This is a genomic window from Rhizobium leguminosarum, from assembly GCF_010668065.1.
Classification (GTDB): Bacteria; Pseudomonadota; Alphaproteobacteria; order Rhizobiales; family Rhizobiaceae; genus Rhizobium; species Rhizobium leguminosarum_S.
Window position 1 is genome coordinate 360,912 of the sequence record NZ_WUEN01000001.1, and the last position, 25,341, is coordinate 386,252.

The 25,341-nt window shown below is 62.1% G+C and carries 26 protein-coding genes and 1 pseudogene; 12 read left to right on the forward strand and 15 right to left on the reverse strand.

Annotated features, from left to right (window positions below; translation table 11 throughout):
* Window positions 1-8: 8 nt before the first annotated feature.
* The 3 genes from GR198_RS01660 to GR198_RS01670 all read right to left on the reverse strand — a co-directional run bounded on the left by GR198_RS01660 (window position 9) and on the right by GR198_RS01670 (window position 3,474).
* Window positions 9-1,544 carry a sugar ABC transporter ATP-binding protein gene (locus GR198_RS01660; RefSeq protein WP_029874917.1) on the reverse strand — a complete coding sequence of 512 codons (1,536 nt, stop codon included), beginning with the start codon at window positions 1,542-1,544 and terminating at the stop codon, window positions 9-11.
* Window positions 1,545-1,617: 73 nt separating this feature from the next.
* Complete coding sequence (gene rhaS / locus GR198_RS01665; protein ID WP_003553864.1) at window positions 1,618-2,613, reverse strand: rhamnose ABC transporter substrate-binding protein; 996 nt, start codon at window positions 2,611-2,613, stop codon at window positions 1,618-1,620.
* A gap of 48 nt (window positions 2,614-2,661) precedes the next feature.
* Entirely contained in the window at window positions 2,662-3,474 is an 813-nt protein-coding gene (locus GR198_RS01670; RefSeq protein WP_003547829.1) for a DeoR/GlpR family DNA-binding transcription regulator, read from the reverse strand.
* A gap of 198 nt (window positions 3,475-3,672) precedes the next feature.
* On the opposite strand from GR198_RS01670, the gene GR198_RS01675 reads away from it, so the two are divergent.
* The gene (locus GR198_RS01675) at window positions 3,673-5,769 is read left to right on the forward strand and encodes a bifunctional rhamnulose-1-phosphate aldolase/short-chain dehydrogenase (RefSeq protein WP_029874916.1); all 2,097 of its coding nucleotides are present in this window, start codon (window positions 3,673-3,675) and stop codon (window positions 5,767-5,769) included.
* 63 nt (window positions 5,770-5,832) lie between these two features.
* Here the strand turns inward: GR198_RS01675 and GR198_RS01680 are convergent, their stop codons facing one another.
* Complete coding sequence (locus GR198_RS01680; protein ID WP_003547831.1) at window positions 5,833-5,991, reverse strand: YqaE/Pmp3 family membrane protein; 159 nt, start codon at window positions 5,989-5,991, stop codon at window positions 5,833-5,835.
* A 78-nt stretch (window positions 5,992-6,069) separates the two neighbouring features.
* On the opposite strand from GR198_RS01680, the gene rhaI reads away from it, so the two are divergent.
* On the forward strand, window positions 6,070-7,362 hold the full coding sequence (gene rhaI / locus GR198_RS01685; RefSeq protein ID WP_029874915.1) for an L-rhamnose catabolism isomerase: 1,293 nt from the start codon (window positions 6,070-6,072) through the stop codon (window positions 7,360-7,362).
* Between the two features lie 94 nt (window positions 7,363-7,456).
* On the opposite strand, the gene GR198_RS01690 is transcribed toward rhaI, so the two are convergent.
* Window positions 7,457-7,915, reverse strand: coding sequence for a carboxymuconolactone decarboxylase family protein (locus GR198_RS01690; RefSeq protein ID WP_003547836.1), 459 nt, complete (start codon window positions 7,913-7,915; stop codon window positions 7,457-7,459).
* Window positions 7,916-8,022: 107 nt separating this feature from the next.
* Here GR198_RS01690 and GR198_RS01695 point away from each other — a divergent pair, with 107 nt between their 5' ends.
* Window positions 8,023-8,892, forward strand: a complete 870-nt coding sequence (locus GR198_RS01695) for a sigma-70 family RNA polymerase sigma factor (protein WP_029874914.1) — start codon at window positions 8,023-8,025, stop codon at window positions 8,890-8,892.
* Window positions 8,893-9,106: 214 nt separating this feature from the next.
* A complete protein-coding gene (locus tag GR198_RS01700; RefSeq protein ID WP_032984695.1) occupies window positions 9,107-10,315 on the forward strand; it encodes an amidohydrolase/deacetylase family metallohydrolase in 1,209 nt (402 codons plus the stop codon).
* A 22-nt stretch (window positions 10,316-10,337) separates the two neighbouring features.
* On the opposite strand, the gene GR198_RS01705 is transcribed toward GR198_RS01700, so the two are convergent.
* On the reverse strand, window positions 10,338-11,186 hold the full coding sequence (locus GR198_RS01705; RefSeq protein ID WP_029874912.1) for an IclR family transcriptional regulator: 849 nt from the start codon (window positions 11,184-11,186) through the stop codon (window positions 10,338-10,340).
* 250 nt (window positions 11,187-11,436) lie between these two features.
* Here GR198_RS01705 and GR198_RS01710 point away from each other — a divergent pair.
* Window positions 11,437-12,293: pseudogene (locus GR198_RS01710) on the forward strand (SDR family oxidoreductase).
* A 184-nt stretch (window positions 12,294-12,477) separates the two neighbouring features.
* On the opposite strand, the gene GR198_RS01715 reads toward GR198_RS01710, so the two are convergent.
* Entirely contained in the window at window positions 12,478-12,693 is a 216-nt protein-coding gene (locus GR198_RS01715) for a hypothetical protein (protein ID WP_003547846.1), read from the reverse strand.
* Window positions 12,694-12,820: 127 nt separating this feature from the next.
* On the opposite strand from GR198_RS01715, the gene GR198_RS01720 reads away from it, so the two are divergent.
* Both GR198_RS01720 and GR198_RS01725 read left to right on the forward strand, forming a co-directional pair.
* Window positions 12,821-13,444: a TetR/AcrR family transcriptional regulator gene (locus tag GR198_RS01720; protein WP_029874910.1), complete on the forward strand. Its 624-nt coding sequence runs from the start codon at window positions 12,821-12,823 to the stop codon at window positions 13,442-13,444.
* Window positions 13,445-13,526: 82 nt separating this feature from the next.
* A complete protein-coding gene (locus GR198_RS01725) occupies window positions 13,527-13,715 on the forward strand; it encodes a hypothetical protein (RefSeq protein ID WP_003547852.1) in 189 nt (62 codons plus the stop codon).
* Between the two features lie 30 nt (window positions 13,716-13,745).
* Here the strand turns inward: GR198_RS01725 and GR198_RS01730 are convergent, their stop codons facing one another.
* Together GR198_RS01730 and GR198_RS01735 are read right to left on the reverse strand one after the other, a co-directional pair.
* Window positions 13,746-14,186, reverse strand: coding sequence for a DUF1810 domain-containing protein (locus tag GR198_RS01730; RefSeq protein ID WP_029874909.1), 441 nt, complete (start codon window positions 14,184-14,186; stop codon window positions 13,746-13,748).
* Window positions 14,187-14,365: 179 nt separating this feature from the next.
* Entirely contained in the window at window positions 14,366-14,644 is a 279-nt protein-coding gene (locus tag GR198_RS01735) for a hypothetical protein (protein WP_027665604.1), read from the reverse strand.
* A gap of 275 nt (window positions 14,645-14,919) precedes the next feature.
* On the opposite strand from GR198_RS01735, the gene GR198_RS01740 reads away from it, so the two are divergent.
* Together GR198_RS01740 and GR198_RS01745 are read left to right on the forward strand one after the other, a co-directional pair.
* Window positions 14,920-16,290 carry an amidase gene (locus GR198_RS01740; protein ID WP_029874908.1) on the forward strand — a complete coding sequence of 457 codons (1,371 nt, stop codon included), beginning with the start codon at window positions 14,920-14,922 and terminating at the stop codon, window positions 16,288-16,290.
* A 66-nt stretch (window positions 16,291-16,356) separates the two neighbouring features.
* A complete protein-coding gene (locus GR198_RS01745) occupies window positions 16,357-17,217 on the forward strand; it encodes a sugar phosphate isomerase/epimerase family protein (protein ID WP_029874907.1) in 861 nt (286 codons plus the stop codon).
* Between the two features lie 18 nt (window positions 17,218-17,235).
* Here the strand turns inward: GR198_RS01745 and betC are convergent, their stop codons facing one another.
* Window positions 17,236-18,750, reverse strand: a complete 1,515-nt coding sequence (gene betC, locus GR198_RS01750; protein WP_164067076.1) for a choline-sulfatase — start codon at window positions 18,748-18,750, stop codon at window positions 17,236-17,238.
* 129 nt (window positions 18,751-18,879) lie between these two features.
* Here betC and GR198_RS01755 point away from each other — a divergent pair, with 129 nt between their 5' ends.
* The 3 genes from GR198_RS01755 (at window position 18,880) to GR198_RS01765 (ending at window position 20,996) form a co-directional block, all read left to right on the forward strand.
* Window positions 18,880-19,782 (forward strand): choline sulfate utilization transcriptional regulator, encoded by a 903-nt coding sequence (locus GR198_RS01755; protein WP_164067079.1) that lies wholly within the window; start codon window positions 18,880-18,882, stop codon window positions 19,780-19,782.
* Between the two features lie 118 nt (window positions 19,783-19,900).
* Window positions 19,901-20,104: a hypothetical protein gene (locus GR198_RS01760; protein ID WP_029874904.1), complete on the forward strand. Its 204-nt coding sequence runs from the start codon at window positions 19,901-19,903 to the stop codon at window positions 20,102-20,104.
* Window positions 20,105-20,204: 100 nt separating this feature from the next.
* Complete coding sequence (locus GR198_RS01765) at window positions 20,205-20,996, forward strand: HpcH/HpaI aldolase family protein (RefSeq protein WP_029874903.1); 792 nt, start codon at window positions 20,205-20,207, stop codon at window positions 20,994-20,996.
* Between the two features lie 3 nt (window positions 20,997-20,999).
* On the opposite strand, the gene GR198_RS01770 is transcribed toward GR198_RS01765, so the two are convergent.
* The 5 genes from GR198_RS01770 to GR198_RS01790 form a co-directional block, all read right to left on the reverse strand.
* Window positions 21,000-21,680 carry a spermidine synthase gene (locus tag GR198_RS01770; protein ID WP_029874902.1) on the reverse strand — a complete coding sequence of 227 codons (681 nt, stop codon included), beginning with the start codon at window positions 21,678-21,680 and terminating at the stop codon, window positions 21,000-21,002.
* 70 nt (window positions 21,681-21,750) lie between these two features.
* Complete coding sequence (locus tag GR198_RS01775) at window positions 21,751-22,650, reverse strand: ABC transporter ATP-binding protein (protein WP_029874901.1); 900 nt, start codon at window positions 22,648-22,650, stop codon at window positions 21,751-21,753.
* On the reverse strand, window positions 22,647-23,450 hold the full coding sequence (locus tag GR198_RS01780; RefSeq protein ID WP_029874900.1) for an ABC transporter ATP-binding protein: 804 nt from the start codon (window positions 23,448-23,450) through the stop codon (window positions 22,647-22,649). Before GR198_RS01780 ends, GR198_RS01775 begins: the two co-directional genes overlap by 4 nt.
* A complete protein-coding gene (locus GR198_RS01785) occupies window positions 23,447-24,325 on the reverse strand; it encodes an ABC transporter permease (protein ID WP_027665594.1) in 879 nt (292 codons plus the stop codon). Before GR198_RS01785 ends, GR198_RS01780 begins: the two co-directional genes overlap by 4 nt.
* Window position 24,326: 1 nt before the next feature.
* Window positions 24,327-25,304 carry an ABC transporter permease gene (locus tag GR198_RS01790; protein WP_029874899.1) on the reverse strand — a complete coding sequence of 326 codons (978 nt, stop codon included), beginning with the start codon at window positions 25,302-25,304 and terminating at the stop codon, window positions 24,327-24,329.
* Between the last annotated feature and the right edge of the window lie 37 nt (window positions 25,305-25,341).

Genomic DNA, 25,341 nt, shown 5'->3' on the forward strand with positions numbered 1-25,341 from the left:
TGCGGGCCTCATGCATTGCCGGTGGCGGCGCGCACCAGCGCTTCCGGCGACAGCTCGGCGCGTTCGAAAATTCCGGCGGCGAGACCCTCCTTCATCACCAGGACGCGGTCCGACATGCCGATGATCTCGGGCAATTCGGACGAGACCATGATGATCGACAGGCCCTCGGCGGCGAGTTCGCTGATGAAGCCGTGCACGGCCGCCTTCGAGCCGATGTCGATGCCCTTTGTGGGTTCATCGAGGATGATGACCTTCGGCGCCGTCGCCAGCCATTTGCCGATGACGACCTTCTGCTGGTTGCCGCCCGACAGCGTGCCGACCGGGACGGAAAGGGCGGCCGCGCGTAGGTCCAGTCGCTCGGCATATTTGCGGGCGAGGGCGAATTCTTCTGCCGCCCTGAGGAAGCCCCGGCGCGAGGTGCGGGTAAGCGAAGGCAGCGTCATGTTCTGGAAGATCGGCATCGGCAGCGCCAGCCCGTGGCGGCCGCGTTCCTCCGGTACATAGACGATGCCGGCGCGGATCGCGTCCTGCGGCGAATGGATGGTGATCTCGCGGCCTTCGAGCATCATCTTGCCGGAGAGCGGCCTGGTGATGCCGAAGAGCGATTGGGACAGTTCCGAACGCCCGGCGCCGATCAGGCCGTAGATGCCGAGAATCTCGCCCTGGCGCAGGGTGAAGGAGATGTCGCGGAATTCGGTGCGATGGCTGTAGTTGCGGATCTCGAGAACCGGGCCGCCGATGGCGACATCCACCTTCGGAAAGGCATTCTCGACGTCGCGGCCGACCATCATGCGGACGATCTCGTCCTGCGGCGTTTCCTTGAGCCGGCCCTGGCCGACGGCGCGGCCGTCGCGGAAGACGACGAAGTCATCGGCGATCTCGTAGACCTCGTCGAACTTGTGGCTGATGAAGAGGATCGCCTTGCCCTTTTCCCTCAGGCCCCGGACGATGCGGAAGAGATCATCGATCTCCTTGCGGGAAAGGGCTGCCGTCGGTTCGTCCATGATGACGATGCGGGCCTCGATCGACAGCGCGCGCGCAATCGCCACCAGGTGGCGCTGCGCGATCGAGAGGTCCTTCAGCCGGATCGTCGGATCGATATTGCTTTCCAGCGCGGTCAGCAGCGCCTTGGCGCGGCTGTTCATCGCCTGCCAGTCGATGGTGCGCAGACGCGTGCGCGGCGCGTGGCCGAGGAAGATATTCTCGGCAACCGTCAGCTCGTCGAACAGCACGGTTTCCTGATGGATGGCGGTGACGCCGGCATCGATTGCGGCCTGGGCGCTGGCAAAGGTCACCGGCTGGCCGTCGACCAGGATCTCGCCTTCGTTCGGCCTGTAAATGCCGGTCAGGATCTTGACGAGCGTCGATTTGCCGGCGCCGTTTTCGCCGATCAGCGCGGTGACCGTGCCGGGATGCAGCGCGATGCTGACATTGTCGAGCGCTTTCACGCCCGGAAAGATCTGGGAGATGCCGCGCATTTCCAGAATGGCGGGCGCATCACCGGTTTTGCTGTCCGTGGCGGTTTGTTGAAAGGCAGCGTTCATCAAGCTTCTACCAGTGTCGAATGAGAATCCCGGCGGCCATCAGGCCGCCGGGCTTTTATGCGTCGGCTCCGGATCAGAAGACCTTGGAGAACTGGTCGATATTCGAAGCATTGTAGACGAAGGGATCGGCCATGGCGGCTTCGCCGTTGTCGCCGACCTTGATCTTGCCCATGCGGCCGACTTCTATCTCGCTGCCCGGCTTGCCGTCGGTCTCGCCCTTGACGAGGCGATAGGCGATCTGCGTTGCGGAGTAGCCGAGATCGATCGGGTTCCAGATGGCGAATTCCTTCGTCGCGCCCGACTTGATCGCGCCGGCCATTTCGGACGGCAGGCCGAGACCGGTGACGTAGACCTTGCCGACAAGACCCTTGTCTTCGACGACCTTGGACGCGGCGAGAACGCCGACCGTCGTCGGAGCGACGATGACCTTGATGTTCGGGTTCGCCTTCAAGAGGCCTTCGGCTTCACGATAGGACTTGTCCGAGAGGTCGTCGCCATAGACTGTGGTGACGAGGTTGAGGCCCGGGAAATCCTTGAGCTGCTTCTTCATCTGGTCGATCCAGATGTTCTGGTTGGTCGAGGTGGTCGTTGCCGACAGGATGGCGAAGTCACCCTTGCCGCCGTCGAGATGATCCTTGACGAGCGTCAGGCACATCTTGCCGATCAGCTCGTTGGACGACGGGTTGAGCTGGAGGATACGGCCTTCAGGCGCGACGCCGGAATCCCAGGAGATGACCTTGATGCCGCGCTGTGCAGCCTTCTTCAGCGCCGGAACGAGCGCGTCGGGATCGTTGGCCGAAACGGCGATGGCGCTGACGCCCTGGGCGATCAGCGAGTTGATAACTTCGATCTGGCCTTCGGCCGTCGTCGTCGTCGGACCGGTATAGATGACCTCGACGCCGCCGAGTTCCTTGGCGGCTTCCTGCGCGCCCTTGTTGGCGGCATCGAAGAAGCCGTTGCCGAGCGACTTGACGACGAGACCGATCTTGATGTCGGCGGCGCTGGCCGTGCCGGCCATCATGGCGACGGCAAATGCCACGCCGATTGCGAGTTTCTTTGCGAGTTTCATGCTTTCATCCTCCCACTTGATTGACACTCTTCACACCTCCCCGGCGCCTTATGCGACCGATGAGGAATCCTCCTTGATTGCCTGGGCGGCCGGGCTCGCGACAATGAGCCTGATGCCGGCATTCTCGATCATCCTGACGGCTTCCTCTGGAATGCCGTCATCGGTGATGATCGTAGACACACGCTCGAGCGGGCACAGAATGAGGCTCGACCGGCGATGGAACTTGCTGGAATCGGCCATGACGACCAATTCGTCGGCCTGGTGCATCAGCTTCTGTTCGCTCTGGATGATCAGCGCGTCGGCTTCCATGATGCCGAGCGGGCCGATGCCCTGCGCGCCGATAAAGAAGCGGCGGGCGTAGAAATTGCGGATCGCGTCATTGTCGAAGGGGGAGAGGATCAGGCTCTGCTCGCGATAGATCGCGCCGCCCGGCACCGTCACCGTGTTCTTCGAATGCTTGACCAGATGTTCGGCGATCGCGAAAGAATTGGTCATCACCTGCAGGCGGTGCGCCGCCATGAAATGCACCATCTGGAAGGTAGTCGTGCCGCCGTTGATGATGATCGCGTCGCCCGGATCGCAAAGCTCGACCGCCTGGCGTGCGATTGCGCGTTTCTTGTCGATATTGACCGATTCCGAAACGCGGAAAGGGCGGCCGGCGAGATTGCCGAGCTGCGGCGGATGCACCGCCTCGGCACCGCCGCGCACACGGCGGATCTTGCCCTGAACATGAAGAGCCGCGATGTCGCGCCGGATCGTCGCCTCGGAAGCCTCGGTCAGTTCGGAAATATCCTGAACTGTCACGACGGACTTTTCCTGAACGGCGCTCAGAATGATGCGATGGCGTTCGCGTTCGTGCATGGGGCTCCTCCTTCGATCGTTTATTTCGCACATATGACAATGTGTCAATCAAAAACGATCATAAATTTTCATATTGCGCTGCACAATAATCGAATTTGATCGTTTTCGATTGACAACCTCGGTTTTGATGAGCGATACCGTCTGCGAAAAGGGGCGCGAACTTTGCGTTCCGATGATGATTTCATATGGGAGGATGACATGGCGGCGAACGTCCGGCTTCTGGAAAACCGGTGGGATGATGCTAACGCGGCAGGCCTCGATGAGCCTGGCAAGCTGCTCTATCGTTCCAATCTGCTCGGCGCCGACAAGCGCATCACCAATTACGGCGGCGGCAACACCTCGGCGAAGGTGCTGGAAACCGATCCGCTGACCGGCGGCAAGGTGAAGGTACTCTGGGTCAAGGGATCGGGCGGCGACGTCGGCACGATCAAGCTCGACGGTTTCGCGACGCTCTACCAGGACAAGCTGGAATCGCTGAAAGGCATCTACAAGGGTGTCGAGGACGAGGACCGCATGGTTGGCTTCCTGCCGCACTGCACCTTCAACCTGAACGCCCGCGCTGCCTCGATCGACACGCCGCTGCACGGCTTCGTGCCTTTCACCCATGTCGACCACATGCATCCTGACGCGATCATCGCGATCGCCGCGTCGAAGAATTCGAAGCAATTGACGCAGCAGATCTTCGGCGATGACATCGGCTGGCTGCCCTGGCGCCGTCCGGGCTTTCAGCTCGGCCTCGACCTCGGCGCATTCGTTGCCGCAAACCCGAATGCCAAGGGCGTCGTGCTCGAGAGCCACGGCCTCTTCACCTGGGCGAACGATGCCAAGGCCTGCTACGAGCTGACGCTCGATATCATCAACAAGGCGATCGTCTGGTTTGCCGAAAAGACCGAAGGCAAGACGATTTTCGGTGGCGCGCTGGCACAAAGCCTGCCGGTCGCCGAACGCCGCGCCATCGCCGCCCGTTTGATGCCGGAGATCCGCGGCCGCATCGGCAAGCAGGAGCGCAAGCTCGGTCATTTCGACGATCAGGACGCCGTGCTCGAATTCGTCAATTCCAGCGATCTGCGGCCGCTCGGCGCGCTCGGCACCAGCTGCCCCGATCACTTCCTGCGCACCAAGATCCGCCCGCTGATCGTCGATTTCGACCCGGCCAGGCCGGATGTCGACGCGATCGTTGCCGGTCTCGACAAGGCGCTGGAAGACTACCGCGCCGATTACGCCCGCTACTACAACGACTGCAAGCATGGTAATTCGCCCGCCATGCGCGACGCCAATCCCGTCATCTTCCTGGTGCCCGGCGTCGGCATGCTGTCCTTTGCCCGCGACAAGGCGACGGCCCGCATTGCCAGCGAATTCTACGTCAACGCCATCAACGTCATGCGCGGCGCCTCGACGGTCTCCGAATATCAGGGCCTGCCCGAGCAGGAAGCCTTCGATATCGAATATTGGCTGCTTGAAGAGGCCAAGCTCCAGCGCATGCCGAAGCCAAAGAGCCTTGCCGGCCGCGTTGCCTTCGTCACCGGCGGCGCCGGCGGCATCGGCCGGGCGACGGCCGCACGCCTCGTCGGCGAAGGCGCCTGCGTGGTGCTTGCCGATATCGACCAGGCAGCGCTCGAAGGCACCGAAGCCGATTTCGTCAAGAAGTTCGGCGCTGACGCCGTGCGCAGCGTCCGGCTTGACGTCACCAAGGAAGATGCGGTGATCGCCTCCTTCGCGCAAGCCTGCGTCGAATTCGGCGGCATCGATATCCTCGTCTCCAATGCCGGCATTGCCTCCTCCGCGCCGATCGAATTGACCGAGCTTACGACGTGGAACCGCAATATCGATATTCTCGCGACCGGCTATTTCCTCGTCTCGCGCGAAGCCTTCCGCCTGTTCCGCCGTCAGGCGCTCGGCGGCAACGTCATCTTCGTCGCTTCGAAAAACGGTCTGGCGGCCTCGCCGAATGCGTCCGCCTATTGCACCGCGAAGGCTGCCGAAATCCATCTTGCCCGCTGCCTGGCGCTAGAAGGTGCGGATGCCGGCATCCGCGTCAACACCGTCAATCCGGATGCGGTCCTGCGCGGTTCGAAGATCTGGAGCGGCGAATGGCGCGAGCAGCGCGCTGCCTCGTCCAAGATCGAGGTGGACGATCTCGAGGAACATTACCGCAAGCGTTCGATGCTGAAACTCAACGTGTTTCCGGAAGATATCGCCGAGGCGATCTATTTCCTCGCTTCGGACCTTTCGGCGAAATCGACCGGCAACATCATCAACGTCGATGCCGGCAACGTGCAGAGTTTTACGCGCTAGAGCAATTCCAGCAACGGTGCGCAGCGGTTTTGCGTCCGGAGCGCGTAAAGCAAACGGATAGAGCTATTTCCGGAGGATCACCCATATTGCGTGGATGATCCCCGGCACATAGCCGCAGAGTGTCAGCAATATATTGAGCCAGAAATGCAGGCCGATCCCGACCTGTAAGAATACGCCAAGGGGCGGCAGGATGATCGCAAGAAGAATGCGGACAACGTCCATCGTAGCTCCTTCGTTTGAAGACATGTAAGCGTTTGAACGCGAACCGTGCCCCTATGGTTCGCGACCAGGGAGGAATAGATGACAGATTCCAGGATTGCGCCAGATCTGGTCGCGATTGACAACGACAAGCGGGCAACCGCGTTGAAGGCCGATTACGAGGCACTGGGCGCGACGCTTGCCCGTCGCGGCGTCGATATCGAGGCGGTCACCCGGAAGGTTGCGGAATTCTTCGTTGCCGTTCCCTCCTGGGGCGTCGGCACCGGCGGCACGCGTTTTGCCCGCTTCCCCGGCACCGGCGAGCCGCGCGGCATCTTCGACAAGCTTGACGATTGCGCCGTCATCAACCAGCTGACGCAGGCGACCCCGAACGTCTCGCTGCATATTCCCTGGGACAAGGCGGATGCCAGCGAATTGAAGGCCAAGGGTAACGCGCTCGGCCTCGGCTTCGATGCGATGAATTCGAACACCTTTTCCGATGCGCCCGGCCAGGCCCATTCCTACAAATACGGCTCGCTCAGCCACACCGATGCGGCAACACGGGCGCAGGCGGTCGAGCACAATCTCGAATGCATCGAGATCGGCAAGGCGCTCGGCTCCAAGGCGCTGACGGTCTGGATCGGCGACGGCTCGAACTTCCCCGGCCAGAGCCATTTCACCAAGGCTTTCGAGCGTTACCTTGCCTCGATGGCGGATATCTACAAGGCGCTGCCCGACGATTGGAAGCTGTTCTCCGAGCACAAGATGTATGAGCCGGCCTTCTATTCGACCATCGTGCAGGATTGGGGCACCAACTACCTGATCGCCCAGACGCTCGGCCCCAAGGCCTATTGCCTCGTCGATCTCGGCCACCACGCGCCGAATACCAATATCGAGATGATCGTCGCCCGGCTGATCCAGTTCGGCAAGCTCGGCGGTTTCCACTTCAACGATTCGAAATATGGCGATGACGATCTCGACGCCGGCGCGATCGATCCCTACCGGCTGTTCCTCGTCTTCAACGAACTGGTTGACGCCGAACAGCGCGGCGTCAACGACTTCAACCCGGCCCATATGATCGACCAGTCGCACAATGTCACCGACCCGATCGAAAGCCTGATCAACAGCGCCAACGAAATCCGCCGCGCCTATGCGCAGGCATTGCTTGTCGACCGCAAGGCGCTCTCCGGCTACCAGGACGACAACGACGCGCTGATGGCGTCGGAAACGCTGAAGCGCGCCTATCGCGCCGATGTCGAGCCTATCCTGGCCGAAGCCCGCCGCAGGGCTGGCGGCGCGATCGACCCGATCGCCGTCTACCGCGCCAGCGGTTATCGCAAGAAGGTAGCGGCCGAACGCCCGGCATCCGCTGCCGGCGGCGGCGGCATCATCTGAACGACCGATTGTTTCGCGTGGCCTGAAGCCATGTGGATTAGAGATGGTGGTTGCCGGCAGCGCAGGGGTGACGCGCTGCCGGCAACCTCGCCGTTTACGGCTTCCAGGCCCCGGCGATCTGGCGGGTGGCGATGTTCAGCCGGTTCCAGACATTGATATTGGCGATGGCGATGACGAGTGCCGCAAGGCTCCTGCCGTCATAGTGCCGGGTCGCTTCGTCCCAGATATCATCCGGCACCGGGTCGGCGCGGTCGCTGACGCGGGTCACCGCCTCGGTCAGCGCAAGGGCTGCCCGCTCGGCATCGCTGAAATAGGGCGAGTCGCGCCAGGCGCCGATGGCGAAGAGCCGTTCGTCGGTTTCGCCGAGCTTCTTTGCAATGCGCGGATGCCCGTCGACACAGACGCTGCAGCCGTTGATCTGGCTGGCGCGCAGATTGACGAGTTCGAGCAGCTTGGGCGAAAGGCCGGTTTCGGCCGGCACCTTGCTGAGAGCCGCCAGCGCCTGCATGGCCGCGGGAAGGACGAGGGCGGGATTTCCCATTCTCTCCTGCATGATATGTCTCCTTATACGTTTCGGGTTCGACGATCCGCCGGCGCTGTCACATCAGCCGGGTTTCATGCGTCATGGCTTTGACGGAACGCAGCGGAGGAATGTGACAAATGGACGAAAAAAAATGGCTGACTGAAGAATTCGAGGCGAACAGAGCGCATCTGAGGGCCGCAGCCTTTCGCATGCTCGGCTCGCGCAGCGAGGCGGAGGATGCCGTTCAGGAGGCCTGGCTGCGGCTCAGCCGCACCGATACGACAGGGGTCGGCAATCTCGGCGGCTGGCTGACGACGGTTGTGGCGCGCATCTGTCTCGACATGCTGCGCGCCCGCAAGACCCGGCGCGAGGAGCCCTTGGAGGCGCCTATCCATGCCGGGATCGCCGATCCGGCGAACGATCCCGAGCGCGAAGCCGCCTTTGCCGATTCGGTCGGTCTGGCGCTGCTCGTTGTGCTGCAGACGCTGGCGCCCGCCGAACGTGTCGCTTTCGTGCTGCACGACATGTTCGACCTGCCCTTCGACGATATCGCGCCGATCATCGGCCGTTCGTCCGGCGCCACCCGCCAGCTCGCAAGCCGCGCCCGCCGCCGGGTGCAGGGGGTGGACGAAGCGCCTGATGTCGATTTCGGCCGCAAGCGGACGATCGCCGAGGCCTTTCTGACGGCGTCGCGCAACGGCGATCTGGAGGGATTGATCGCGGTGCTTGCCCCTGACGTGGTCTTCCGGCCGGATGCGACGGCCGCCCGCTTCGGCACCATTGGCGAAATGCGCGGCGCAGCTCACGTGGCCGAAGCCTTCAAGGGTCGGGCGCAGGCAGCCGAAATCGCCATCGTCGGCGGTGAGCTTGGATTCGTCGTGGAGATCCAGGGCCAGCTCCGCGTCGTCGTGGCGCTGACGATCGCCGATGGCAGGATCGCCGCGATCGATGCCATCGCCGATCCGGATCACCTGGCACGGCTCGACTATTCAATCCTTTTAGATTGAAAACAAACGAGAATTTACCGGATCTTCGAGATAGGCGCGCTTCGCAAGGAGTGCGCCGCTGCCATTTTCTGAGCGGTGTCGGCCGCGTCATTTTTCTTGACAGCGGCATCCGCGGCTTTATTCTATTATAAAGAGTTATATAGCATAACTATGGAATTTCAGACGGATGACCGAGGAGCGATCCCGGTCCGAGACTTCGAAAGGAATGCATGTCATGTCCGGCGACCAGGCGAAGAAGCCGCTTCTCCTCACCAATGTCAAACCGATGGCTTTCGGTTCTGGTCCATCAGAGGGGGCAATCGACATTCTCGTCAATGCCGACGGCAGGATCGCCGAGATCGGTCCGTCGCTTTCCGTCTCGCAGGATGTGACGCGCATCGACGGCAAGGGCGCCTTCATTTCGCCGGGCTGGGTCGATCTGCACGTGCATATCTGGCACGGCGGTACCGATATTTCCATCCGTCCGTCCGAATGCGGCCTCGAGCGCGGCGTCACCACGCTGGTCGATGCCGGTTCGGCCGGGGAGGCGAACTTCCATGGCTTCCGGGAATATATCATCGAGCCCTCGCGCGAACGCATCAAGGCCTTCCTCAATCTCGGCTCGATCGGTCTCGTCGCCTGCAACCGGGTCGCGGAATTGCGGGATATCCGCGACATCGATCTCGACCGCATCCTTGAAGTCTATGCCGAAAACAGCGAGCACATCGTCGGCATCAAGGTGCGCGCCAGCCATGTCATCACCGGGTCCTGGGGCGTCACCCCGGTCAAGCTCGGCAAGAAGATCGCCAAGATCTTGAAAGTGCCCATGATGGTGCATGTCGGCGAGCCGCCAGCGCTCTATGATGAAGTGCTGGAGATCCTCGGCCCCGGCGACGTCGTCACCCACTGCTTCAACGGCAAGGCCGGGTCGAGCATCATGGAGGACGAGGACCTCTTCGCTCTCGCCGAGCGCTGCACCTCCGAGGGCATCCGTCTCGACATCGGCCATGGCGGCGCCTCCTTCTCCTTCAAGGTCGCCGAGGCGGCGATTGCGCGCGGGCTTCTGCCGTTCTCGATCTCGACCGACCTGCACGGCCATTCGATGAACTTCCCGGTCTGGGACCTGGCGACGACGATGTCGAAGCTGCTCAGCGTCGGCATGCCTTTCGACAAGGTGGTGGAAGCCGTCACCCATGCGCCGGCATCCGTTATCAAGCTGTCGATGGAGAACCGGCTTACGGTCGGCTCGCAAGCGGAATTCACCATTTTCGACCTGGTCGATTCCGATCTCGAGGCGACGGATTCCAACGGCGACGTTTCGGTCCTCAACAAGCTGTTCGAGCCGCGCTATGCGGTGATGGGCGCCGATGCCTTCACCGCCAGCCGCTATGTGCCGCGGGCGCGCAAGCTGGTGCGCCACAGCCACGGCTATTCCTACAGGTAGGATCCGCGGAAGGGCGCAATGCTTAGCGGTTGCGCCAGCCCATCAGCTTTTCGATCCGCTCCGCTGAACTGCGCACATGGGCCGTATAGTGGTTCTCGTCGGAAAATGCCTTCTGTTCCGGCAGCACGATGGAAATGGTGGCAACGCACTGGCCGTCGCGATCGCAGATCGGCGAGGCGATACAGGCAACCGCATAATCCGATTCCCCCGCCTGGATCGACAGGCGCGATTCGAAGGCCTTGCCGGCGGCCTCCGACAGCGTGCCCGGATCGATTTCTGCGCGGCCGGTCGGTGAAGAGCGGGCGCAGCGCTTGAACAGTTCGATGCGCTCCTCCTCGGCCAGGTGGCCGACGAGCAGGCGGCCGGAGGCCGTCCAGTTCAGCGGCACCCTTGTGCCGACGCGGGACGCCACCTGAAAATGGCTCGGGCCGTCGGCCATGGCCAGTACCAGCATATAGTCGCCGTCGCGGCCGCAGACCTGCACGGTTTCGCCGGCTTGGCGGCAGAGATCGTGCATTTCGTGGGTGGCGATGCTCATGAAATCCAGCGACCTGGCATAGGCAAGGCCGTAATGGTAGAGCCGCGCGCCGAGCCAGATCGAGCCGTCGGCCTGGCGCGTCAGCATGTTCTTCTCGACGAGGTCGTCGACGATCACGTAAACGGTCGACAGCGGCGCTTTCACCGCCTTGGCGATAGCATAGACGCCGGCGGGCGATCCGGTCTCGTAAAGGTGATCGATCACCTGAAGCGCCCGGTCGATGCCGCTAACGCGCGCGCGCCTCGCGCCCTTGCTACCGGTCTCGCCGGCAACACCCTCATCTTCGGAGTAAACTGCTGATGATGTCTTTCCGTCCAATTCCACGCACCTCATGAAAACGCGATTATGTTACATTACTATGGCATAGCTGTCGCTGTGGCAAATGGCAACATTTCGCGGGTTGCTAGTCGGATTGGGCCGACCAGATGAGGCTCTGTTTTCAATAATCACCGGAAATTTAGGATGCGGCGGCGGCCGTGAGCGTGCTTTCAGCGCGAGCGGTTGCTGGAGAAGTCATTCCGCCGCGAGGCTTGGAACAACAAGCATCAGGCCGAGTTTGATTTCTGAAACTCAGGAGGTCACGATGACAAATTATCCCACACCGCCTTTCCCATCCCAGAAGCAGCCGATGCCGGGTTTCACGGCACGGATGGACCCGGTTCCCGACCATGGCGAAAAGAGCTATCGCGGTTCCGAGCGGCTGAAGGGCAAGCGGGCGATCATCACCGGCGGCGATAGCGGCATTGGCCGGGCTGTTGCAATCGCCTATGCCAGGGAGGGTGCCGATCTGGTGCTCTCCTATCTCGACGAGGACGAGGATGCCGATGAGACGAAACGGCTGGTCGAGCAGGCCGGAAGCAAGGCTATCCTTGTCAGCGGTGACATCCAGGATCCCGCCCACTGCAGGCAGATCGTCGATACGGCGGTCAGGGAGCTCGGTGGTATCGACATTCTCGTCAACAACGCCGCGCATCAGGCGAGCTTCAAGAGCATCGACGAGATCAGCGACGAGGAGTGGGAACTGACCTTCAAGGTCAATATCCATTCGATGTTCTACCTGACCAAGGCAGCCGTCGCCCACATGAAGCCCGGCAGCGCCATCATCAACACGGCATCGATCAATTCGGACAATCCGAACCCGACGCTGCTTGCCTATGCGACGACCAAGGGCGCGATCCAGAATTTCACCGCCGGCCTCGCCCAGCTTCTGGCCGAGAAAGGCATTCGCGCCAATGCCGTGGCGCCCGGGCCAATCTGGACGCCGCTCATCCCCTCGACACTGCCTGAAGAAAGCGTCAGCAATTTCGGCAAGCAGGTCCGATGAAACGGCCGGGCCAGCCGGCCGAGCTTGCCACAGCCTACGTGATGCTGGCCGATCCCTTGTCGAGCTATGTCTCCGGCACGACGATCGCGGTCACCGGCGGCAAGCCGATCCTGTAGCGTATCGGCCCGAACGGACGCACGGCGCTCAGCCACCGCCGGTCGGCATTGTAATGATTACGTCGTTGCCGACGGCCAGCATCGCTTGGTCGCGGCCTTCCAATAAGCGACAAGGGCCGCCGTCTGGTCGAGACGGCAGCCCTTGACGGGGGCAGGGAGAGATCCCCAAGCTGTTTAGGCGGCTTCAGCCGAAGCAGGGCATTGCCGGCAGATTGGCGCGGCTTGCGAGCGCTCCGATCATATTGCCCACCGATGTCGAGCGCGGTTCGCGTTTGCGGGCGGCCGTCTCCAGGAGTTGCTTGAAGTCTTCAAGCTTTACGCCGTCGGCGCGCAACACCATGGCGATCAGGGGGTCGCGAAGGGCTTCGGATATCGTCAGGTCATCTCTGGTCTTTGTCATGGTTGTCCTCCTTTCGTGGGCGGTCGCCCGTGTTCCACTTTCCGCTGCCATGCCCTCGGCATTGACTTTCGCGTTTTGTGGTGTTACCGGTAAGTAACAATGCATTTGTTACCGATCGGTCACATTGATGTCAAGGACTACGTCCTCAAAAAAATCAGAAACTTCGAATGAAATCCCCGCAGCCGTTCCAGAAGATCGCATCCCGCCGCGGGAGCGTATCGTCTCGACCGCCTCGGAGCTTTTCCGCGAGCGCGGCATTCGCGGCATCGGCGTCGATGCCATTGCCGACGCGGCTCTGACCAACAAGATGACGCTCTACCGGCATTTCGGCTCAAAGGACGAGCTCGTCTGCGAGACGCTTCGCCGTGCCTCCGAAAAGGCGGGCGCCATCTGGCGCGATCTGGAATCGGCCTATCCCGACAATCCGCGCGCCCAGCTGGACGCCTGGGTGGAGATGCGGGCGCAATGTCTGAACGGCGAGCCCGCCGGGTGCGATCTTGCCAATGCCGCCATCGAGCTGAAGGGCGAGGGCCATCCAGCCCACGAAATGATCGAGCGGCACAAGGCCGAACAGCGTGATCGCCTGGCCGCGCTCTGTTCGGCGGCCGGCGCGCGCGAACCCCAGCTTCTTGCCGATACTTTGACGCTGCTACTCGAAGGCGCGCGCGTCAGCCGCCAGGCCATGGGCGCTGCCGGCTGCTGCGGTCATTTCGGCAAGGCCTGCCACGCGGCGATCGCTTCTTTCGCCTGAGCATCGCAAGTGTGTGGGAGGGGAACCTTACCGCGTCCATGCCGTTTTGACACTAACCCGAGGGCGATGTGGAGGCAGGGAGATGAACTACGTCTATCTCAAACGCCTATATGCCAAACGCGCCGAGCTCGAAGCCAAGCTGGAGCTCCATGATGCGCGCTATTGTTTCGGGGAGGAAGAGGTCGATGACGGCACCGACAGCGATCTGCGTCAGCGGTTGAGCGAAATTTCCGAGGAAATTGCTACGCTGGAGAGCAGACCGGGCAGATAACTATTCAGATTTTAGCCGACCGGCATAAAATCAGTCTGTGCTGGCGCTGAGGATTTCCATCGTCCGTTCGTCGAATTTTCCCTGATAGAAATGCTCGATCACCTGGTGGAAGGGCGAACCGTGATCGCTGATCGCGGCAAACAAGGTCATCGATGAGCACAGCTTGAAGTCGTCGGGTGAGCCCAGGATTTCGTGCGCCGATCGGCCGTTCACCGATAGGATCGCCTCGACGCAACGCAACAACCTGCTTGAGAGAATGGGATCGGCGAGATAGGCGGCGGCTTCCTCCGCCGAGCGGATCGCATATTTTTCGGCCATCGCCGACGTGCCGAGACCGGCGATCTGCGGGAAGATGAACCACATCCAGTGGGAGGTCTTGCGTCCGGCTTTCAGCTCTGAGAGCGCCCGCTCGTAGATGCCGTTCTGGGCGTCGATGAAGCGGTGAAGCTTGTAGTCGATGTCGCCGGCCATGGTCCTTTCCCCTTTTCCTGCTGTCGATGCAGCCTGGGCCAAGGTTTCCACGCCCGGCGATCTACAGCGCCGCGCGTCTTTCAGACGCGCAAAGGACGCTGTAGCACTTTGAATGACTGCATAATTTCATCCTTAAATCGGTGCCGATTTAAGGATGAAATTATGCAGTGGTTTTGCTATCAGCAAACCCTCTCAGCGTAGGGGCTGCTGTCGCGGCAATGGCCGTAGGCCGGATGCTGCGGCACGTTATCGCCGGCCGGGGCGGCAATGGCCGATGTCGTCATCGGGTCCGTATTGCCGGAAGAATATGCGGCAAAACCCGCAAAGCTCAAGAGAACCAGCGCTCCGACCACGACAATGCGCTCAAAGGCCGAAAGTTTCTGGGCGCTGACATGATCTACGTAATCGCGCTCGCCTAAACCGGCGGTTTCGTCCTCTTTTACATGGAGGGTCACCATATCCTGGCGACGGCTTAAAGTTTCACAATCTGTCATTTTAATTACTCCTGCAACACATGCGGTGCCGGTCTCTTAAGAGCAAACTCTCACCCTCGTGCCGAACCGCTTCCGCATGCGTGCAGCATGTGTGTCTTCGATCGTGGCAATTGAAGGGGCGATCTTCAAACGCAGTGTTCAAAAAATCGTACCAATAAATGCAAAATATCGTGAAGCTCTGGTTCACCGGAATGATCCGCGGTAGTCCAGACAGGAACATCTTTCTTCTGGATAGTCCCATGAGCAAATCCTTCGGCGCGATGTCGGTCGCGCAACTTTCCATCCTCATTCAAGGTGGCGCGGCCGATCCGGTCGAGGTCGCCGAGGCGGTTTTCGATTCCATCGCGAATTATGCCGACAAGGCGGTTTTCACCACACTGCTCGAAAACCGGGCGATGGAGGAGGCGCGCGCCTCTTCGCGACGTCTGCGGGAAGGGCGCTCGCTAGGATTGCTGGACGGCATTCCGATTGCCTGGAAGGATCTTTTCGACATCGAAGGCTTGCCGACGACGGCGGGCTCCGTCGTTCTGGCAAAGGAGATGCCGGCCAAGCGCGATGCGCCTGTCGTCGCTTTGCTCAGGCAGGCGGGCATGGTGGCCGTCGGGCGCACCAATATGAGCGAATTCGCCTTTTCCGGCCTCGGCATCAATCCGCATTACGGCACGCCGGTAAATCCGCGCGGCACTGATCTGCCGCGCATTCCGGGCGGCTCGTCCTCCGGCGCCGGTGTCGTCGTCGCGGCCGGACTGGTGCCGGCCGCCATGGGCACCGATACCGGCGGCTCGGTGCGTATTCCCGCCGCTTTCAACGGTATCGTCGGCTACAAGGCAACACGCGGTCGCCACGCGATGGCAGGGGTCTATCCGCTGGCAAAGAGCCTGGATTCGCTGGGACCGCTCTGCCGCAGCGTCAGGGACGCGGTCTGGATCGACGCGGCGATGCGCGGCCTGACGGCGCCCGATGTCGCCACGCATCCCCTGCAAGGGCTGGAACTCATCGTGCCGGAAAATGTCGTCTTCGATGGCGCTGAAGCCGGCGTCGTCGCCGCGTTCGAGGCAGCTCTGGGACGTCTTCAAAAGGCCGGCGCCAAGGTTGCCCGCACCGTCATCCCCGCCTTCAACGAGATATTTGATCTGATGACGAGATATGGTCCGCTGGTCACGGCGGAGGCTTTCGCACTTCACCGCGAACGCTTGGCAGGACCGGACGCGGACAGCATGGACCACCGTGTCGTCATGCGCACCCGTCTCGGAAGCAAGACGACGCTGCCCGATTACCTGGCGATCCTCGAGGCGCGCAGCCGCCTGATCGTCGATGTCGAGCGCCTCGTCGGCGACCGGCTGCTCGCCTTTCCGACCGTCGCCCATGTCGCGCCGCCGATCGGGCCGTTGGAGCAGGATGACGAGCTGTTCTTCGCGACGAACAACAAGACGTTGCGCAACACCGCGCTCGGCAATTTCCTCGACTGGTGCGGCGTTTCCATTCCTTGCGGTACGGGCGAGGCTGGCATGCCTGTTGGACTGCTGCTTTCGGCCACCCCCCATCGCGATCAGGCGCTGCTGGGGATTGCCCTTGCGGCCGAGCCGGTCATCCGCGACGATTTTGCCTGAATTGGCAATTGAACCGCCGGGATTTAGTTGCCATTGATGGCATGAGGAGATCCAGGAGGAAAACACGTGCAGGTTTTGCAAAACGGGCGTTTCGCGGTTTCGACATGGTCGCTGCATCGGCTGCTTGGCGCCGTTCATGCCTATAGCCCCGATCCCGACAAAAGTGCTGCTGCGAAAGAGCCCTATGGCCCCGGTGCTGCGGCGCTGATCGATGTGCCGGCGGCGCTCTCGGCGCGTGGCGTCAACCGGCTGGAGGTCTGTTCCTTCCATCTGCCGAGCCTCGACGCTGGCTATATAAGCGACTTGCGTGGCGCGATGGCGGCCTCGAACGTGCTGTTCCAGACGCTGCTCGTCGAGGATGGCGATCCGAGCCATCCCGAGACGGCCGAACGCGACGTCGAATGGATGGCGGAGTGGATCGACATCGCCGCAGCCCTCGGGGCTGAGAGGATGCGGGTCATTGCCGGCAAGCAGAAGCCGACGGAGGAAAATCTTACCCGCGCAGCCCGTCACCTGAACTGGCTGGCGGGAAAGGCCGAAGGCAGCGGCGTGCGTGTCGTCGTCGAGAACTGGTTCGACCTGCTGCCGTCGCCGGTCGAGATGAATTGGCTGCTGGACCGGCTGGACGGCAAGGTCGGCCTCAACGGCGACCTCGGTAACTGGGCGGCGCCGGCGAAATATCAGGGCCTTGCCGATATCATGGGCCGGGCGGAAATCTGCCATGCCAAGGCCGATTACGGCACTGCCGGCCTAGATGCCGAGGATTACCGCACGTGCCTGGAAATGTGCGAGAGAGCCGGTTACGACGGTCCCTTTACGCTGATCTACGACTCGCCCTTCTTCCCTGACGAATGGGACGGCATTCTGCTGCAAAAGGCATTCATCGAGGATTTCCTGCGCGAGGCGCCGGCGCGCAAGACGGCTTAAACCAGAAGCACCTTTCGTTCATTCCTGGCGCGGGAACCTTTGGTTTTCCTCCAACACGTTCAGATCCATGTGGTTGCGCATATAGCGCTCCGAAGCCTTCTGTAAGGGCTGGTAGTCCCATGGATAATAGGCCCCGTTGCGCAGCGCCGCATAGACCACCCGGCGGCGCGCCTGGCTTTCGCGCACGGCTGCGTCGAAAGCGGAAAGGTTCCAGCGTCGGCCGGCCTGTTCGACAAGGCTTGCCAAGATCTCGGCATGGGTCGGGTCGGCCGCCAGATTGTCGAGTTCTTGGGGATCGGCCTCGAGATTAAACAGCATCGGCGGGTCCTTATCGCAGAGCGAGAGCTTGTATCGTCCGTCCCGGATGCAGACGAGCGGCGCCTCGGAACCCTCCGCGGCATATTCCATCGGCACAGGGCTGCGGCTGCCGGTGCCTTCGGCAAGCGCTGCGAGATCCTCGCCCTCGGTCCATGGCTTCAGCGAGGCGATATCGATCCCGGCGAGACCCGCCAGCGTCGGCGTCACGTCGAGCGTGGAGACAGGCTGGTCGATCCGTTTGGGCTGCCAACCGGGTGCCGCGATCATCAGCGGAACGCGGGCCGATCCTTCGAAAAAGTTCATCTTGAACCAGAGGCCGCGATCGCCGAGCATGTCGCCATGGTCGGACGCAAAGAGGATGATCGTATTTTCGGCCATGCGGGTCCGTTCGAGGACGCCGAGAATGTCACCGATCTTCTCGTCGACATAGGAGATATTGGCGAAATAGCCGCGCCTTGCCCGCCTGATCTGCTCATCGCTGATGTCGAAAGCGTCGTGGTCGCAGGCTTTCATCAGACGCTGCGAGTGCGGGTCCTGCCGCTCGAAGGCAATCGGCGCAACCGTCGGGTCCAGTGCCGGGCAGTCCTCATAGAGGTCCCAGAATTTGCGGCGCGCGACATAGGGATCGTGCGGATGGGTGAAGCTGACGGTCAGGCACCAGGGGCGCTCGTCGTGTCCGCGCGAGAGATCGAACAGCTTGCGGGCGGCGTGGTAGGCGACCTCGTCGTCATATTCCATCTGGTTGGTGATCTCGGCAACGCCGGCGCCGGTGACCGAGCCCAGATTGTGATACCACCAGTCTATGCGCTCGCCGGGCTTGCTATAATCGGGCGTCCAGCCGAAGTCGGCCGGGTAGATATCCGTCGTCAGCCGCTCCTCGAAGCCGTGCAATTGGTCGGGGCCGACGAAGTGCATCTTGCCGGAAAGTGCGGTCTGGTATCCGGCAGCGCGCAGATGATGTGCATAGGTCGGAATGTCGGAGGCAAATTCCGCCGCATTGTCATAGACGCGGGTTCGGCTCGGCAATTGTCCGGACATGAAGGAGGCCCGCGCCGGTGCGCAGAGCGGGCTTGCCGTATAGGCGTTGGTGAAACGCACGGAACGCTCCGCCAATGATTTCAGATGCGGCGCATGCAGAAAATCGGCAGGGCCATCGGGAAAGAAAGTGCCATTCAACTGATCGACCATCAGGATGAGGATATTCGGACGCGCCATGCGAGATTGTCTCCTGTGGTCTCAAAGGCCGGGGAAGCTCTTCCCCTTGCTATTTGCAGATCTTATGAAAACCACTATCATCATGCTTGTAAAGCCAGCTTTTTTTGATGCTTCCCAAAAGGAATTTTTATGCCAGACCGCCTGCCTGAGCTGGGATGGATGCGCATCTTCGCTGAGGTCGCAAGGCTCGGCAGCTTTTCGGCCGCGGCGGCAGGTCTCGGCCTTACGCAGCCTGCCGTCAGCTATCAGATTCGGCGGCTGGAAGAGCAGTTCGGCGTCGCCCTGCTGCGCCGGCAGCACCGCGGCGTCGAGTTGACCGCGGAGGGCGAACGGCTTTTCCAGATCGCCGCGAAGACGGTTGGTGACATCGATGCCCTGGCGCGCAGTCTCCGCACCGAGGCTCAAAGGCCGGTCGTCAGACTTAGAACCGACTATGCCTTTTCGGCGCTTTGGCTGATCCCGCGCATGCACGGCTTTCGCCTGCTTCACCCGGAAACGGATATACAGATCGTCGCAACCCAGAGGCTTGAGCCCGGCTTTCGTGACGACGCAGATGTGGTGGTGGTTTTCGGCACAAAGGCTGAATTCGGCGCCGTCGGATCGCTTCTGCTGCAGGAAAAGGTGGTGCCCGTCTGCACGCGAGGATTTCTCGATCGCAACGGCCCGTTCGCCGATCCGCAGCAGCTTGCCAAGGCGATCCTGATCCACCTCGATTCGCCGACGCCATCGCCCTGGTTCGACTGGCGAAGTTATCTTGCCGAATTCTCCGTTACTCGCGATCTCCATTCCGGCCGCGGCGATATAAGCTTCAACACCTACTCGCTGGTTGTCCAGGCCGCGCTCAGCGAACAGGGCGTGGCGATCGGCTGGATGGGGCTGGTCGATACGATTCTCTCCACACATATGCTGGTGGAAGCCGGGCCGCCGCTCGAGGCACCCGACCGCGGTTACTGGCTGATACCGCCGCGATCGGCAAATGTTGATAGCGAAAGGCTCAGCACCTGGCTGGTGGATGAAGTCTGCAGGACATGACATTCGGATGGAGCCGGCGCGTCGTTGCATCCGGAATATGTTCGCTCTCAGGATAGAAGCCTTGTCATGACCGACGCCGATCGACATTGTGGCATCGATTCATAGGGAAGGGCGAAGCATGTCGCGAACCGTCGGATACGTCGTTGGACTGCTCATGATCCTCCTGGGGCTGATCTGGATCGCCCAGGGAAGCGGCTATTTTCCCTATCCCGCATCCAGTTTCATGATCAACCAAAGCATCTGGGTTCTCTGGGGAGGCATCATGGCTGCAGCGGGGATCGCCGTGACGGTCATTATTTCACGGCTGCGCCGGAGAGGATGAGCCGGCAACCCGTGCATGGCTTTGAGGGAATTCGACATCGAAGAGTTCCTCAAGGTGAAATATCTGGCCGCAGGCGGCCTGTCGAACTGAGGAGAATGGCATGAGCGCAGCTGAAATCGACGGCTTTGCGGACCGGATCAGGCAACACCGGGGCGGCATGATCTCCGCCTGGATCGGTATTCCCGACGCCACGCTCGCCAATCACCTGGCGCAGGAGGCTTTCGACACCATCGTGCTGGATATGCAGCACGGCATGTGGGACATGCCCTCGGCCGCGAACGCCGTCGCCCAGGTTCGGCTTGCCGGCAAGCCGGCGCTGGCACGCATACCGGTCGGCGATTTCGCTTCCGCCTCGCGCCTGCTCGATGCCGGCGCCTCCGGCATCATCGCGCCGATGATCAATTCGGCCGAAGACGCGCAAGCCTTCGTCAAGGCCACGAAATACCCGCCTCTCGGCGAACGCAGCTGGGGACCGTCGCTGGCGCTCAACCATACCGGCCTGTCGGCCGATGATTATCTGAAGAACGCCAACGCGCTTACCGTCGCCATTGCCATGATCGAGACCCGGGCGGCACTCGAGGCGATCGACGGCATCCTCGGCGTTGCCGGTATCGATGGCATTTTCATCGGTCCTTCCGACCTTTCGATCGCACTCTCGAACGGCGATCAGGTGGCGCCGAACGCCGCCGAGATCGACAGCGCCATGCAGCATGCGGTTTCGCGCTGCCGCGCCCACGGCAAATTCGCCTGCGCCTTTGCCGGCGACGGCGAGCGGGCCGGCGAGCTCCTGAAGTTCGGCTTCGATCTGGTCATTGCCGGTGCCGAGACAGCGCAACTGCGCTCCGGCGCCCGCCGCGCCATCAACGCCGCCCGCAGGATCGCTTCGGCTTGAGCGTCATTTCACCGGCTTGACGGCCAGCCAGATGACGTGGCGGGCGCCGCCGCGTTTGCCGTTGGCGCGCGCGTTGACCACACCGACGGCAAAACCGCTGCCCTTGAGACGTCGCGTGAAATCAGGATCCGGGCCGGACGACCAGACGGCGAGCACGCCGCCGGGACGCAGCGCGTCGCTGGCGGCGCGAAGGCCGGCGAAGTCGTAGAGCCGGTCGTTGGATTTGCGGGTCAGCCCATCAGGGCCGTTATCGACATCGAGCAGAATGGCGTCATAGGCAGCCTTGCCGGCGCGGATCGCTTCGCCGACATCGCCCTGGTGGATGCCGACGCGCGGATCGTCGAGACAGCCCTTGAAGACCTCGGCCATCGGTCCGCGCGCCCAGGCGATCACGGCCGGCACCAGTTCGGCGACGGTGACGCCGGCATCCTCCGGGAGCACGGCGAGAGCGGCGCGCAGGGTGAAACCCATGCCGAGCCCGCCGATCAGCATCCTTGGCTTGGCGTGCGACTTGATCCGATCCCAGGAAAGGGTCGCCAGCGCTTCTTCCGAGCCGCTGAGACGGCTGTTCATCAGCTCGTTGGCGCCGAGCATGATCGAGAACTCGCTGCCGCGCTGCTTCAGCCGCAATTCGCCGTTCTCACCGGGAATGGTCGCGGAATCGAGCTGGATCCAGGGCAGCATGACGGCTTCGCCTCGCATGAAAGGAAGCGTCCCCTAGCATAGGGCAGGCGACGAGGCCAGCAAGCCGTCCTCAGATCATCCGCATGAAATGATCCTGCTCGAATTCGACGATGTCGTCCTGCGGCACGGCCGAACGGCGGCGGATGTCCTCCACCTCGTCAGGCCTCAGCCGAGCCTTCGGGTCGTCGAACCGGACCTCGGGATCGGGCACGGCCGAGAGCAGCAGACGGGTATAGGGATGCAGCGGATTGTCGATCACCTTGGCGACGCTGCCCCATTCGACGATCTGGCCGGCATACATCACGGCGATATCCTCGGCGACATAACGGGCGGTGGCAATGTCATGGGTGATGTAGAGCAGGCCAAGATTCATCTCCTGCTTCATCTCGTTCAACAGGTTCAGCACGCCGAGGCGGACCGAAACGTCGAGCATCGAGGTCGGCTCGTCGGCGACGATCACCTCCGGCTTGACGGCCAAGGCGCGAGCGATGTTGACGCGCTGGCGCTGACCGCCGGACAGCTCATGCGGATATTTCGGCGCGACGAGATCGGGATCGAGCCTGACGCGCTGCAGCAGTTCACGGATCGCGGCGTCGATCTCGGCCCCCTTGATCTCCGGGCGGTGCAGTTTCAGTGGCCGCCGGAGATGATGGGCAATGGTGTGAGCAGGGTTGAGCGAGGCGAAGGGGTCCTGGAAGATCATCTGCACCGAGCGGCGGTAACGGGCGATCTCGGCGGATTTTGCCGCCTCGACAGGCCGGCCCTTGTAGAGAATCCGGCCGGATGTCGGCAGATATTCGCGCATCGCCATGCGGGCGCAGGTGGTCTTGCCGCTGCCGGATTCACCGACCAGCGCCAGCGCCCGGCCGGCATGCAGCGAAAACGAGATGGCGCGCGCCGCATGGACGGCCGCGGAACCATGGCCGAAAGTCTTGGTCACCTGGTCGAGTGCGAGAATGGCGTCCGTCATAACAGCACTCCTCCATGCAGCGAGGGGAAGGAGGCCCAAAGCTTCTTCGTGTAGTCGTGCTTGGGCGTCCTGTAGATCGCCTCGGCCGTGTTCTGCTCCACCAGCTGGCCTGCGAGCATGATGCCGATGCGGTCGCAGAATTGTACCATCAGCCCGAGATCATGGGTGATGAACAGCACGGAAAAGCCGAAGCTGCGGCGCAGTTCGTTGATGCGCTGCAGGATTTCGCGCTGGACGACGACGTCGAGCGCCGTCGTCGGTTCGTCCATGACCACGAGCTTCGGATCGAGCGCCATGCAAATGGCGATGACGATACGTTGGCGCATGCCGCCGGAAAACTGGTGCGGATAGTCGCGCATGCGATCCGGGGCGATGTCGACGAGCGTCAGCATCTCGGCGGTTCGCTCGCGGGCTGCAGCATGGCTCATGCCCTTGTGGGTGCGCAGCATGTCGTAGAATTGCGTCTCGATGCGCAGCACCGGGTTCAGCGAGTTCATCGCGCTCTGGAAGACCATCGCAACCTCGCGCCAGCGGAACGCGCTGAGCGCCTGCCGGTCGAGGCCGAGCACGTCGCGGCCGTCGAGCAGGATGCGGCTCTCCTTGCGGATAAGCGCTGGCGGCTTGTGCAGGCGGCTGATGGCAAACGCGATGGTGCTCTTGCCGCAGCCGGATTCGCCGGCAAGGCCGAAGACCTCGCCGGGCGCGACATCGAAGCTGACGTCGTTGACGGCGCGGAAATCCTTCTCCTCGCCGATATAGTCGATGGTGAGGTTCCTCACCGAAAGCAGCGGCTGGGTCACAGGCGACCCTCCCCTGTTCGAACGAGCAGGGACCAGCGCTTCAGGTGATTGCCGGTGCGCAGCCGCGGATTGGCGATCTCGTCGACGGCGAAGTTCAGCAATGACATGCCGATACCGAGGAAGGCGAGCGCGAAGCAGGGGGTGAGAATATCCCACCAGGCGCCGACCGAGAGGGCCGAGGCCTTCTGCGCATTGTAGAGCATGGTGCCCCAGGAGATCGCTCTCGGATCGCCGAGGCCGAGGAATTCCAGCGTCGCCTCGGTAATGATCGCGAAGATGACGCTGCCGATGAAATTGATGCCGACGATCGATATCACGTTGGGAAAGATCTCGAACGTCATGATGCGCCATTGCGGCTCGCCCATCATCTCGGCCGATTTGACGAAATCCTTCTGCTTGACGGAGAGCGTTTCGGCGCGGGTGACGCGTGCGCCCCAGGCCCAGGAGGTGGCGCCGAGGATAAGGGCGATGACGAGGGGGCTTGCCTGGCCGATGAAGGCGGCAAGCACGAGCAGCAGCGGCAGGTTCGGAACGACGAGTACCATATTGGTGAAGAAGCTGATGATCTCGTCGGTCTTGCCGCCGCGATAGCCGGAGATGATGCCGAGTGCGGTGCCGACGAGCGTGATCAGCAGGCCGGCGCCGAAGCCTACGGCAAGCGAGGTGCGGGCACCGTAGATCAGCCGGGCAAAGACATCCTGGCCGATGCGCGTGGTGCCGAGAATATGGTCGAGTGACGGAGCCTGATGCGGCCGCCCGGTGCGGGCGGCGGGATCGTACTGCGTCAGCAGCGGCGCTGCGATCGCGACGAGGACGATGAAGGCGATGATGACGAGGCCGACCAGCGCCTTGCGGTTTCGAAGCAGGGTCTTCATCTCACGCTCCCTTCAGCCGCGGGTCAAGCAGCACATAGCTGACGTCGACGATAAAATTGGCGATCAGCATGGTCGCGGTCATGATGAGGAGCTGGCCCTGAATGACGGGGTAGTCGCGGGCGAGGATCGCCTGGTAGAGAATGTTGCCGAGGCCGGGATAGTTATAGACGACCTCCGTCACCAGCGAGCCGCCGAGGATGGTGCCGATGGCGATGGCAAGGCTGGAGACGGTCGGCAACAGGGCGTTGCGCGCTGCGTACCAGAGCATCACATGCCGGTCGGAAAGGCCCTTGGCGCGGGCCATGACGATATAGTCCTCGCCGAGCAGGTTGATCATGTTGTTGCGCATGGTGACGGTGAAGCCGCCAATCAGCACGGTGCAGAGCGTCACCATCGGCAGGATGCCGTGATAGGCGAGGCTGCCGATATATTGCAGGCTGAAGGCCGGATCGAGCGATGGGTCGGCGGCATAACCGTTCGGAAACCAGCCGAGCGTGAAGCCGAAGATGAAAAGCACGATCAGCGAGGTGACGACGGCCGGCACCGAGGTCGCGAAGATCGCGCCGACCGAGACGACGACATCGAACTTGCTGCCGCGGCGCCAGGCGGCGACGATGCCGAGGAAGGTGCCGAGCGCGAAGCTGACGATCGTCGCCGTGCCCATCAGGCCGACGGTCCAGACGAGTGCATGGCCGAGCACCGATGTGACGGGCAGCGGGAAATACTTGATCGAGCGGCCGAGATCGCCGGTGAAGATGCTGCCGAGATAGGTGAGGTACTGCTGCCAGAGCGGACCGTCGACGAAACCGAAGGTAAGCTTCAGCGCCTGCAGGCTTTCCGGCGGCAATTCGGTGCCGGCGCTCGAGAACATGATCTGCACGGGATCGCCCGGCATCAGACGCGGCAGGAAGAAATTGATCGTCGCTGCCGCGATGAAGGCTGCCATGTAGAAGACGAGGCGGCGAAGCAGAAAAGCCATAGGGACTCCGTCGTGACGGAGCGGCGCTTTACGCCGC